This is a genomic window from Burkholderia sola (assembly GCF_905400185.1).
Lineage (GTDB): Bacteria > Pseudomonadota > Gammaproteobacteria > Burkholderiales > Burkholderiaceae > Burkholderia > Burkholderia sola.
Genome location: NZ_FR989677.1, coordinates 381,799 through 394,816, shown reverse-complemented (window position 1 = coordinate 394,816; position 13,018 = coordinate 381,799). Strand labels below are relative to the sequence as shown.

Here is a 13,018-nt window from a genome sequence, read left to right as displayed (position 1 = left end):
CAGTTTTCCATTGACGGCTGCTGCCATCGGCACGACGGCCGTGTGGCCCCGACATGTTGCGTACCGGTGGCCCGAAATCGCGATTCGATCTATCGGCCCGTTGCACGGGCAAGTAAAAAATTCCTTCAAAAAAGATGGGTTCCGTCGCTTTTTACCGGGCGCGCAATTCATACGATGAATTCACAAAATGTCACAATCTTGTTCATTACCGATGACTTATATTCCTTAACCGTTTGTTTCAATCGCATCAAAAAGCAAACGTTTGCCTGCTCGCACAGCCATGTTTGTCGTTTCAGTCGGGCAGGCCGATCACGATACCCGGGGGCACGCATGCGCATATTGGTTGTGGAGGACGATCCCGTTCAGGCGGAGGAAGTGCAAAGCGCACTTTCCCCTTATTGCCACACGATCAAGGTCGTCGTCGATGGAGAGCAGGCGCTGCGCTACCTGCGATCCGAATCCGTCGACGCCGTCGTGCTCGATTGGCACTTGCCCAGCCTGACCGGCATCGAAGTCCTGAACTGGATCCGTACGCGTGCGGATGTCGAATACGGCGTGCTGTTCCTCACCAGCCGCGTCGAGGAACTCGATGTCGTCAGGGCGCTGGAGGCCGGCGCCGACGACTATCTGAGCAAACCGTTCCGCGCCGAAGAGCTCGCCGCGCGGGTCAACGCGCTGTTGCGCCGCGTCGCGCGCAACGTGAAGCGCGACGAGCCGATCCGGGCGGGCGCGTACGTGCTGGACCCGGTGGAGCGCGCGGTCCGGCTTCGCGATGCCAAGATCGAATTGACGACCAAGGAATTTCAGCTCGTCGCGTGCCTGTTTCAGAATCTCGGCAAGATCATGTCGCGCGAGTTGCTGGCAACCACGGCGTGGGGGCGCGAACTGGGAACAGAGTCGCGTTCGCTCGATACCCACATCTACAGGATTCGGCAAAAACTGAAGCTCGGGATCGAGAATGGCCTGCGCCTTTCCGCAATTTATACGCTCGGTTATCGACTGGATCAGATCAAGCCTTCCACCGAAGCTTCCGCCGACGTTCGCCGCGACGCGGGCATGCTGCTGGAAAGCCGCGTGTGAGTGTCGTTGCATGTGGGTGGCGCCTCCGGCAGGAGGCGCGGCTCCCGGCATGCTCCGACGTCATGCGCAGGCGCTTCGTTACGCGACAGAGCTGGCTTCCGAAGCGTTGGCAATCGCGTGGCGACGCCGCAACGGCATTGCCGATGCTGATCGTGCATTCACGCGCCACGACGAGTAGCGTGCGCCCGGAACCTGGTATCCGCTGACCGACGCCACCGATTCCGGTGCGCCGCTCGCCGACGCAAGAATCGCCCCGCATTCACTTCGCATTCCTATTCATTCGGAACACCGGCTGGCAACCGGCTCCCCGACGCCTTTCGACGTTTTTACACCGATTCGGGTCCGCGGCAGATCGGCCGTGCCATCTACGTGCGATCCCATGCAATCCATCGCAATGAGGCAGCGTCGTCACACGTTAACAATCCTTCAAAACGTGACAAATGTTTTCTTTTTGATTCGAAGGTCCTCTCCTAATATCTAGCATCACAAGGATCATGCAATTAAATACGCTTATATCATTTATCCGATCATCGCCCCGTTACCCATAAATCGATGATCTTCGATTAAAAAAATTCCATGCTGGATCGTACTGGCGACGCCATTAAAAAAACCTGATTTTCTCGCTTCAAGAATCGAGATCGAGCATTGAATTCTCAGATTGTTCTGCTTCCCCTATTACAGTAACGGCGGCCTGCCGCCGAGCAAGCACTTCTCACGCCGAGATATAGAAATGGAAAATCTCATGAAGCGATCCATGATCGACGCGGACGCGTGTCGTCGTCACGCGATCGACTTGCCCGGCCCGGCGACGCGCCGGATCCGCCCCGCCCCGACTCGTGCCCGGCCCGACACATTCTCGTGGTCGCACATGCTCATTTCATTCCCGCAATAAATATGGATCAGACGCGCATACCGTGAATTTTATTTTCACAACACATTTAGCACCACTACCAAATCAAGCCTGATAGATCTTCTTATTTTATAGGGGTTGTCACGATGAACAGAGTGCACAAGGTCATATGGAGCAAGGCGCGCGGGGCACTCGTCGCCGTGTCGGAAATCGATACGGGCGGCGGAAAAGGAAAACCGGGATCGTCGTCGGGCGCCGTTGACGAGCGCTGTGCGCCAGGTCGACCGAACCTGCGCGGCACGCGATGCGCAGCAGCAATCATGTCAGTGTTGCTCGGCGCAGCCACCCTACCCGAGCAGGCCATTGCGCAGTATCAGGCCGGACCGGGCGCGAGCGCCACCGGAACCGCAGCAACGGCGGTCGGCCCCAACACGGTCGCATCGGGCCCGGGAACCAGCGCATTCGGTCAAGCCGCGACGGCAACCAACAGCAGCTCGACAGCCATCGGCAGCAATAGCACGGCGAGCGGCATCGGTTCGAGCGCATTGGGACAACAGGCGCTGGCGACCGGCACCAACGCTTCCGCGATCGGTATCTGGTCAGCCGCGACTGCGGAAAACGCCAGTGCACTGGGCGATTTCTCGACGGCGTCCGGTGTCGGCAGCACGGCGTTAGGTGCGGGCGCCCGTTCGACCGCCGACAATGCCTTGGCCGCCGGACTGAATGCAACCGCGTCCGGCACGTCGTCGGTTTCCCTCGGCAACGCGTCGGTTGCCTCCAACAATTCCGCGACGACGCTCGGCGCCGGCGGTACCGCATCGGGCGACCACTCGACCGCGCTCGGGACGCTGGCGACCGCGGCCGGTAGCTACTCGATCGCCGCGGGCTTCGAATCGATCACCACCAACACCGCCGACGCCGGCCTCGCGCTGGGTTCCGGCGCGTCGGTCAGCGGCGCGTCCGGCGTCGCGATCGGCGTCAACAGCGGCGCGTCGGGCGTCAACGCGGTCGCGCTCGGCCCGGGCGGCACAGCGGGCGTGCCCGGTTCCGGCACGCAGGCGACGGGCGCCCAGGCCGTATCCATCGGCTACAACGCGCTCGCGAGCAACACCTACGCACAGGCGTTCGGCAGCCAGGCGACGGCGAGCGGCACGAGTTCGATCGCGATCGGCAACACGGCCACGGCGTCCACCCTGTTCGGCATTGCGCTCGGCAACCTGGCGACGGCTTCCGGCATTTCCGGCGTCGCGCTGGGCGCCGGCGCGACCGCAGGCGGCGACAACTCGGTGGCCCTTGGCGTGAATGCCGGGGTATCGGCATACGGCGGCGTCGCGATCGGCACCGGCTCGCAAGCGCTGGCCGGTTCTACCGTCGCGTTCGGCGACACCAGCACGGTGGCCGCGGCCGCAGGCGCGGGTTCCATTGCCGGCGGTCACAACTCGCAGGTAACCGGCGGCACCGGTGCGGTCGCACTCGGCGAAGGGCAGACCGCGAACGGTAACGGCGCGGTGGCGATCGGCGATCCGAACACGGCCACCGGCAACGGCGCGGTAGCCGTAGGCGCCAACAACACCGCGAACGGCAATGGCGCGATCGCGCTGGGCAATACGAACGTCGCGACCGGGCAGGGCTCCGTCGCGCTCGGCAACGCATCGCAGGCCAATGTCGCGGGCGCGATCGCGATCGGCGATTCGGCCAACGTCCAGGCCGCCGCAACCGGCGGCGTCGCGATCGGCACGGGCGCGATCGCGAGCGTGGCCAACAGCGTCGCGCTCGGCGCGAATTCGTCGACCGTCGCCGCCACGCCGACTTCGAGCGCCGTCATCGGCGGCGTGACCTACAACTTCGCGGGCGCGGCACCGGCCGGTGTCGTGAGCGTCGGCGCGCCGGGCGCGGAGCGCCAGATCCAGAACGTCGCGGCCGGCCAATTGAGCGGCGCCAGCACCGACGCGGTCAACGGTTCGCAGTTGTTCGCGACCAACCAGCAAGTAACGGCGAACACGACCGCGATATCGAACATCAACAATGGCGCAGGCATCAAGTACTTCCACGCGAACTCGACGCTGGCCGACAGTCAGGCGACCGGGACGGACAGCATCGCCGTCGGCCCTCAGGCAGTCGCGAGCGCAGCCAGCAGCCTGGCAGCCGGCACCGGCGCGCAGTCGAGCGCGGCGAACGGCGTGGCGCTCGGCGCGCAGACGGCCGTTTCGATAGCCGGCGGCGTCGCGATCGGCTCGGGCGCCGTATCGGATCGCGCCATCGCGGCCGGCAGCGGCACGATTCCGGCCGGCAGCCACACCGTCCCATTCAACACGTCCGACGCGACGCTGCTGGGCGCCGTGTCGTTCGGCAGCGCGTCGGGCAACACGTACCGCCAACTGATCAACGTCGCCGACGGGACCGACGCGCACGATGCGGTCACGGTCCGGCAGTTGACCGGTGCGCTGCAATCGTTCGCCGTCACGCCGACGATGTACTTCCATGCCAACTCGACCGCCGCCGATTCGCTCGCGGTAGGCGCCGAGTCGATCGCGGTGGGGCCGACCACCGTCGTCAACGGAGACAACGGCGTCGGGATCGGCAACGGTGCGATCGTCCAGCAAACGGCGCCCGGCGGCGTGGCCATCGGCCAGGCCGCGAACGCCGGGCAGGCCGATGCCATCGCGCTGGGCAGCGGCGCGAACGCGACCGGGCCGCAATCGATCGCGCAAGGCGCGAACGCGGTTGCCAGCACGTCCGGCGGTATCGCGATCGGCTCAGGCGCGAACAGCAGCGCAGCCGACGCCATCGCTCTGGGCTCGGGCGCCAGCGCGAGCTTCGCGAACAGCATCGCGCTCGGCGCCGGCTCCGTCACGACGGTGGGCGCGCAGTCCAACTACATTGCATACGGCTTGAGCAGCCCACAGTCGTCGGCCGGCGAAATCAACGTCGGCAACCGCAAGATCACCGGTCTCGCAGCCGGGTCGGCCGGGACCGACGCGGTCAACGTCAGCCAGCTCGACGCGGTCAACCAGAACCTGACGACGTTGATCCAGAACCTCAGCAATACCGGCGGTACCGGCGGCTTCCCGTCGACGCCGGGTTCGTCGACCCCGCCGGCATCGACGGGCTCGAACTCGTCGGCAGGCGGCAACGGCGCGGTCGCGTCCGGTTCGAACAGCACGGCGGTCGGCAACGGCTCGACCGCATCGGGCACCGGCTCGACGACGATCGGCGCGGGTTCGACGTCGTCCGGCAACGGCTCCGTGGCCATCGGCTCCGGCAGCAACGACGGCGGGCGCAACAACGTCGTGTCGATCGGCACGGCGACTTCGACGCGGCAGCTCACGAACGTCGCCGCCGGCACCGCCCCCACCGATGGCGTCAATGTCCAGCAACTGAATGCCGCGGTCGGCAACGCGAACGCGTACACCGACGCGAAGATCCAGTCGCTGCGACGCGACGCGGACGGCGGCACCGCGAGTGCGATGGCCGTCGCGGGCCTGCCGCAACCGTCCGGCCCCGGCAAAAGCATGGTCGCGATCGCCGGCAGCGTCTATCGCAGCCAGTCGGGACAGGCGATCGGCATCTCGACGATCTCCGAAAACAATCACTGGATCTATAAGGCCGCCATCACGACCAACACGCGCAACGACTACGGCGCCGTGATCGGCGCGGGTTATCAGTGGTGATGGCGGAATAAACGGCTGCACTGCAGCGATAGGCGGCGGCTGCGCGTAACGATCGATCGTTGCCGCAGCGCCTGATACGCGGCTCCTTATACGATGAGAGACTGATCATGAAAATCCAATGGGCACTTGCGCTGTCCGTCAGTGTGCTTTCCGTTGCATCCCTGGCAGGTTGTGCGGCCGACGGGCCGCCCCGCTTCCCGGATCCGCAATCCGCCAGCCCGAAGGGTGGCACGTTCGTGAACGCGGCGAACCTGCGTAACGTCGGGCCCGGCCTGAACAAGGACCAGATGTTCGATCTGCTCGGCCCTCCTCACTTCAACGAGTGGTTCGTCGGCAGCCACACGTGGAACTACCTGTTCGACTTCCGCCGCGGCAACGAAGTCGTCTCGTGCCAGTACCAGGTGCGCTACGACGAGCACATGAAGGTGAGCAACACCTACTGGCGCGACCCCGCGTGCGCGGACTTCGTGCGCACGCCATCCGCCGCACCGGTGGCCGCGGCAGAACCGCCGGCCGCGCCGATCGAGCAATTCACGCTGCAGAGCGATGCACTGTTCGCGTTCGGCCAATCGAGCCTCGAATCGATGCAGCCCGGCGGCCAGGCGCAGCTCGACGATGCGGTCGAGCGGATCAAGCGCCACAAGGCGATTACGCGGATCGTCGTGGTCGGGCACACCGACCGGATCGGTACCCCCGCGGTGAACGACCCGCTGTCGCGTGCACGGGCCCAAACAGTTCGCCGTTATCTGATCGCGCATGGCCTGGACGGCAACGCCATCGAGGCGGACGGCGTAGGATCGCGCGAGCCCGTCACGCATTGCCCACCCGGCCAGAGCCGCGCCGTGATCGCGTGCCTGCAACCCGATCGCCGGGTCACGATCGCGGTCAGCGGCCGCGACTGACGGGCCGCGACGCGGGCGGCGTCATTCACGTTTCACCCGCGTGGCGGGCGCCACCGTTGACCAACCGGCAACCTGCATCGCGCGCCGGCGGCCGGCAACGCGCGCGTCGTGCTCCCCGGCATCGCGCGCGGCATTCCGTTTCCCGCCACATCGGCGCCGGACCGGCACGGTCGTGCGCCCGCCCACCGCGTACCCGTGCAAAAAGCACGCGACGCGGCACGACGGCACTTGATTCGAACACCTGAGCGACGAGCTACCAGCAATCCGGATGACGACGATGAGAAGGGTCGGGGTGTACGTGGATGGAAGCAGCATGGACGCGAATGGCGGCCACCTGATGCGATACGACGTGCTGCGCGCGCTCGCCGGTCGAGCCGGCGCCACGATTCAGCGGCTGCATGCGTATCTGAGTTTCGACGCGCGCCGCGCCGCGCGCTCCGCCGATTACGATGCGCGGATCAAGGGTTATCAGGCGGCGCTGCGCGACAAGGGATTCCGCGTCACGGTCAAGCCGCTCAGGCACTTCGCCGACGAGGACGGCACCGAAACCGTCAAATCCAATTCGGATCTCGGCATGGCCATCGACGCGCTATCCGAATCGGACCGGCTCGACACCGTGCTCGTCGCCACCAGCGACGGCGATTTCGTCGAAGTCGTGCGAGCGCTGCAGAAGAAGGGATGCCGGGTCGAAGTCCTCGGTTTCGACAACGTGCCGCTCGAGTTGCGCGATGCGGCCGACCAGTTCATCAGCGGCTATCTGGTACCGGGCCTGCTGCCGGTCCGCGATGCGGCCGCCGGCTCGCCAGCCTGGGGCCAGGTCGGCTCACGCGTGCGCGGCGTCTGCAACCGGTTCGAGCCGGAAGACGGATACGGCTTCATCGCGTTCTGGGCCGCGTTGCCCGATACGCCGCTGCTTGCGGCAGCCGAGACCAGCCCTGCCTACTTTCGCGGCAGCAGTTTTCAGGATCCGTCGATCCTCGCCCGGCTGCCGTCCCGCAGCACGATCCTCGAATTCGATCTCGCAACGCCCGCGAAACACGCGGGCGCGCCGGAAGCGCGCCGGATCCAGGTCGTGTCCGCTGCATAGCCGGCGATCGGTCGGCGGCGGCCGAATCAGCGGCGCATCAGTGCCCCAGCGCCGCGTCGTGATCGTGCTTCGACAGCAACATGAGGAAGGTCGTCCCTTCGCCGAGCTTCGAGCGGACCTGCAGCTTTCCGCCGAGCGAATCGACGACCGTCTTGACGAACGCCAGGCCCAGACCATGCCCGGACATCGACGCGCCGCCGTCCAGTTGCGTGAATTCGCGAAACAGCTTTTCCTGATCGCGCTCGGATATGCCGGCGCCGTAATCGGTCACGGCGATCTTCACGTGCCGGTCCGTGGCCGACAGTTCCACGTCGACCGTGGAGGCTTCGCGACCGAACTTGATCGCGTTGCCGATCAGATTGACGAACGCCCGCCGCAGCAATTGCACGTCGGCGATCGTACTCAGCCCCGGCTCCGCCGTGAGATTGACGGTCGTCGATTTCGCACTCGCCTGCGGCAGCAGATCGTCGACGGCATCGCCGAGCACCAGCGCGGGATCGACCGCGGCCAGCTTCGGCGGCAGATTCTCGGCCCGGGCAAGAAAGAGAAAATCGTCGGACAGGCTGAGTGCGCGCGTCGCATACTGTGATACCAGTTCGGCGAAGCGCTGCGGCGTGTACCGCGACGGCTCCCGCTGAATCTGCGAAACGAGCGCGAGAATCGACGCCTGCGGAGACCGCATGTCATGCGACAGGAATCGCAGCGCCATGTCCCGCTGCCGCTCGGCCATCCGGACGGACGAGACGTCCGCGACATGAAAGACCAGCGCACGCTCGCCGTAGACGGACGGGCGGATCGGCGCGCACTTGATCAGCAGCGAACGACCGCACCGGGCATTGGCGATCTCGATCCCCTGATCGAGTTGGGATTTCGTCTGGGCCGACAGCGCGTCGCCGTCAGACCAGTGATCGAGCGACGTCAACGCCTGCGCGGCGAATTCATTCGCCCGATGCGAAGCGGTGATTTGAAACAGCACGTCCGAAACCGGACGCCCCACCGGTGCCCGCCCAGCCCCAGGATGCTCGTCGGGCTCCGCGCACCACGCGGCAATCCGCTGGTTCGCCAGCAGCACCACGCCGGCAGCCGACGCAATCAACGTCGCTTCCGGAAGACTGTCGACCCATGCGTCGATCAGCGCACGATAGCGACGTACCTGCGCATCCAGATTCGCAGTCCTCTCCAGTTGCCGCCGAACCGGGTCGATGTACGGCGCGGTGTTCGCCGATTCCGCATGCTGCGACGGATCGGCCGCCATCCGGTCGCCCAGGAGGCCGATGAAGCGCAACGACACTTCGGTACGCCGCCAGAACACCAGCAGGCAGGCGAGCACGCACATCAGCATGCCGATGGCGGGCGGCAGCGCCTCGCCGCCGACCGCGAACATCACATACGCGATCGCTGCAACCGCGCCTGTGACGGCGAACGACGCAGCGAGGCCGGCGCGGGGACCGAACCGGTAGAGCAACGCGCAGATCACGCAGACGACGATCTCGTTGAACAGCAACGTCCATGCGAAACCCGTCTGGTGAAGCGGTGCCGTCATGGCCAGCCCAGCCGATGCATTCGCTGTCGCGGCCCAGTCTCCGCTCGGCAGCGTGCCGGCCGACGACACGCCGGGCCGGCCCTGCCCGAGGTCGACCGCCGCGCGAATCAGGACCGCGCGGCCGCTCAGCCGGCTCGACGGCACCGCGCCGTCCAGCACATTGACGTACGAGTAGCGCTCGCAAGGCCCATTCCAGCGAAATGCAGCATCGCGCGCGCAGGCTTGGCCGGTATTGCCGACGTTGCCGGTCCCCGCCTCCATGCGTGCAGTGCCGTGGCTTGCCGTCTCGCCGGCTGCCCGGCACCCGGCGCGCGTGCGCGCGGCGTCCCGCAAACCGGTCAGGTCGATACTGACGACTGCGACGCCACTTCCGGCAAGCCGCTCCATCATCCGTTCGCGTGTTTCGATGCTGAACGGCCAGTTGCCCAGACGCGCGGTCGTGCGTTCGTCGACCACGATCATCGCCAGCGGCTTGACGGGCCCGCGGCGAACCGACTGCGAAACGAACTCGAACCACGCGCGGTCGACACGATGCAACGCCTCTGTCGCCGTGAGCACCGCGCAGACCAGCACCAGCGCAAACGTCAGGCGTATCCAGTCGGTCGCACAATGCGCGGACACGTTCCCGGCCATCTGTCTGCCCTCGTCACATGAACGGCGCCGCCACAGCCCCAAAAATCTTCCGAACATGTCGATCAGATGATGCTCCATCGATATCGCATTGATCGGCATCTGCAATGCCTGCATCAAACACCGCAACCTACTTCAGACAGCGTTGACGGGCGCCGCAGGCGTCGGCCCCCCTTCACCTGCCGATCGCCCGCCCTGCATACCCACGCTGACGTACCGGGCCGATCGGCCCGCCACAATGAACCGGAATTTAAGATGTAGAAATTATACTGCAATTTTTATATGAGTAATGTAAGGCATCTATTGTAATTGCACTTGCATTCATTTCGAATCCGAGCCCGTCTTTCTCACCAGAAAAAATTACCGCCTCAATGCCATTTCCGTCATTTATTCGGATGATTCGCACCCTCCAGCGGCTGGCATACCCGCGGCGCAAGACCGACATCACCGAAATGATTAATGATTTGGATTTTCCAATATGGAAATACAATAACTGGATACGATTTTCATGAAATAACCTCCAAAATAAATCTACAACCGATATACAAATAAATATACGAATTTACATTTGTTTGTTTTTCGCGAGTTGAAAATTTGCGTTCCGCTCAATAGAATCGATCAATCAGAGACATGCGGCCGACACTTCAATCGGCTTACCTGGACATTCATGAATTCCCCCTTTGCGTCCCCCGATCCGCTCGACGATGCCGAACGCGGACTTCGTCAGGACGAGTTCTTTTTCCTCCTGCAACCCAAGTTCGCACTCCGGGGAATTCGTCTGGCCGGGTTCGAATGTCTGATGCGCTGGCATCATCCGGCGCGCGGCATCCTGGAGCCGGCGTCGTTCATCAGCCTGATCGAGGATTCATGCCTGGCCACCCGCTTCACGGACCTGCTCACCCGGCGCGCGGCGCACCTGCTCGCGCAGTGGAAGGCAGCCGGTCGCGGCGAGTTGTCGCTCGCGATCAATCTGTCTCCGTCGGAGCTGGGCCACCCGGATTTTCCCGCGCAGCTTTCCGCGCTGCTGACGTCGCTCGCGCTCGAACCGGCTCGCGTCGAAATCGAGCTGACCGATGTCGTTCCGCCTGCCCGGCTCGACTGGCTCGTGGAGGCCATCCACGCGACGCAGGCAATCGGCGTGCGCGTCGCGCTGGACGACTTCGGCGCAGGCTTCAATTCGCTGACGCTGTTGCAGCAGTTGCCGGTGGATATCGTCAAGTTCGATCGCTCGCTGATCCGCGATGTCCTGCAGAACAGCGAATCCATGCGGGTCGTTGAAACCCTGGTGCAGATCGCGCAAGGTCATGGCAAGCATATCGTGATGACCGGCATCGAAACCGCCGAGCAGTTCGAGTGGGCTGGCACGCTGCCGGACGTCGACGGCCAAGGCTTCTACCTCGGCGAGCCGCTGCACGAAGCGGCGGTCGCGACGTTCATCACCGATTACCATGCGCGGATCCCCTCGTAGCCCTGCGTGCACCGGTCGCGCCATGGGCGACGGGTAGGCGCCATTCGTGCTTCAGGCTCGCGGCTGCATGCGTCATGCGCCGGGCCGGCATGCCGGACGCCGCAGCATCCCGGGATTCATCCAGAACATCGACGGCCATCTACGCTCCGATCGGGCTGTTTGTTCGCGCCGCCGTGTGCGACATGCAGCCAGCATAGAACGGCGGCCCGAGCGCTCAAAGTGAACTTTTGTCACTTTCGCGAGCATTTCCACAGCGCGCCCACATTTCGGGAAAGGCGCCGATCGGCCGCGCACCGGCGCGCGCCGGTGCGTCGCGCGTGAATCACCAGCGAATCAACGCCGAGCCCCACGTGAAGCCCGAGCCCATTGCGGGCGTCAGGACGAGGTCGTTCTCCTTGATGCGCCCGTCGGATACCGCTTCGCTGAGCGCGAGCGGAATCGACGCCGCCGACGTGTTGCCGTGTTTGCTGACGGTAAGCACGACCTTCTCCATCGGCAGATTCAACTTCGTGCCGACGGTTTGCACGATGCGCTGGTTCGCCTGATGCGGAACGATCCAGTCGACGTCGTCCCGGCTCAGGCCATTCGCCTCCAGCGCTTCCTGCGACGCGTCGGCGAGATTGACCACCGCATGCAGGAATACGTCGCGGCCCTCCAGATGCATCTTGCCGGCGCTCTGCGTCGACGATACCCCGCCGTCCGTGTGAATCTTGTCCCAGTACCGCCCGTCCGAATGCAGATGCGTGGAGAGCACGCCGCGCGGCTTGTCGCCTTCGCGCCGTTCGCCGCGCAACACCAGCGCGCCCGCACCGTCGCCGAACAGCACGCAGCTGTTGCGGTCCTGCCAGTCGACGATACGCGACATCGTTTCCGCGCCGATCACCAGCGCTGTGCGCGCCTGGCCGAGCCGGATCATGTTGTCGGCGACCGAAAGCGCGAAAACGAAACCGGAACAGACGGCCTGCACATCGAACGCGGCGCCGCGCGGCATGCCGATCGCCTCCTGAACACGCACGGCCGTCGCGGGCATCGTGCGGTCCGGCGTGCAGGTCGCGAGCACGATGAGATCGACGTCCGTCGCGGCGATCCCGGCGTGACTCAGTGCGGCGCGGGCCGCGCCGATCGCGAGATCGGACGTGTTCTCGCCGGGCGCCGCGATCCTGCGCTCCTTGATGCCGGTGCGCTGCGTGATCCACTCGTCCGTGGTGTCGACCCTGAGCGCGATGTCATGATTCGTCATGCGGTGTTCGGGCAACGCGGAACCGCAGCCGACGACGCGCGACGTCCAGTGGCCCGCGCGATTGATTTCCACCATCTTCGGTACTCCGATCAAAGTCGATGACGCGCCGGCCGCCCGATATCTCGAACCGGCGCCGTGGCGTTACCAGCTTCCGACGCTCGCGTCTTCGCCCGGCCTGGCGGCAGCGCTCGTGTCCTGCCGTTGCAGCGAGACGAGATGCTCGGCCAGCGCATTGAAGGTCGGATAGTCGTAAAGGACGGTATCGTCGATCTTGATGTTGAGCCGCTCTTCGAGGAAGAACGCGAGTTCGACGGAATGCATCGAATCGAAACCGGCGTCGGCGAAGGTCTGTTCGAGATCGGTCGGCACCTGCAGATTGTTCGCTTCGGTCCACTCCTGGATCCACGCGAGAATGGTTGCGGCGGTGACCGTCGGCGCGTTGACGGTGGCGGCTTGAATGTGATCGCTCATGGCATCGATTCCTTGAAGTCGGGTTGAGAACGATGAAGGCGCGGCGGCGACGCCGCACCGGGGAAAACGGCAAGGG

The 13,018-nt window shown here is 64.8% G+C and carries 8 protein-coding genes; 5 read left to right on the top strand and 3 right to left on the bottom strand.

From position 1 onward, the window contains the following. Positions 1 to 330: 330 nt before the first annotated feature. The 4 genes from KR541_RS31840 to KR541_RS31825 all read left to right on the top strand — a co-directional run bounded on the left by KR541_RS31840 (position 331) and on the right by KR541_RS31825 (position 7,590). Entirely contained in the window at positions 331 to 1,080 is a 750-nt protein-coding gene (locus tag KR541_RS31840) for a response regulator transcription factor (RefSeq protein ID WP_216090055.1), read from the top strand. Positions 1,081 to 2,076: 996 nt separating this feature from the next. Continuing rightward, entirely contained in the window at positions 2,077 to 5,601 is a 3,525-nt protein-coding gene (locus tag KR541_RS31835; RefSeq protein WP_216090054.1) for a YadA-like family protein, read from the top strand. A gap of 107 nt (positions 5,602 to 5,708) precedes the next feature. Continuing rightward, positions 5,709 to 6,503 (top strand): OmpA family protein, encoded by a 795-nt coding sequence (locus KR541_RS31830; protein WP_124630200.1) that lies wholly within the window; start codon positions 5,709 to 5,711, stop codon positions 6,501 to 6,503. Positions 6,504 to 6,780: 277 nt separating this feature from the next. Continuing rightward, positions 6,781 to 7,590 (top strand): LabA-like NYN domain-containing protein, encoded by an 810-nt coding sequence (locus KR541_RS31825; protein WP_160300510.1) that lies wholly within the window; start codon positions 6,781 to 6,783, stop codon positions 7,588 to 7,590. A 37-nt stretch (positions 7,591 to 7,627) separates the two neighbouring features. Here KR541_RS31825 and KR541_RS31820 read toward each other — a convergent pair whose 3' ends face one another. Next, complete coding sequence (locus KR541_RS31820) at positions 7,628 to 9,766, bottom strand: sensor histidine kinase (RefSeq protein WP_252996703.1); 2,139 nt, start codon at positions 9,764 to 9,766, stop codon at positions 7,628 to 7,630. Between the two features lie 664 nt (positions 9,767 to 10,430). Between KR541_RS31820 and KR541_RS31815 the strand changes: the two genes are divergently transcribed. Next, entirely contained in the window at positions 10,431 to 11,231 is an 801-nt protein-coding gene (locus KR541_RS31815; RefSeq protein WP_209924239.1) for an EAL domain-containing protein, read from the top strand. 322 nt (positions 11,232 to 11,553) lie between these two features. Here the strand turns inward: KR541_RS31815 and KR541_RS31810 are convergent, their stop codons facing one another. After that, a complete protein-coding gene (locus KR541_RS31810) occupies positions 11,554 to 12,546 on the bottom strand; it encodes a beta-ketoacyl-ACP synthase III (protein ID WP_089490075.1) in 993 nt (330 codons plus the stop codon). Positions 12,547 to 12,612: 66 nt separating this feature from the next. After that, positions 12,613 to 12,942, bottom strand: coding sequence for an acyl carrier protein (locus tag KR541_RS31805; RefSeq protein ID WP_050013525.1), 330 nt, complete (start codon positions 12,940 to 12,942; stop codon positions 12,613 to 12,615). Positions 12,943 to 13,018 lie beyond the last annotated feature (76 nt).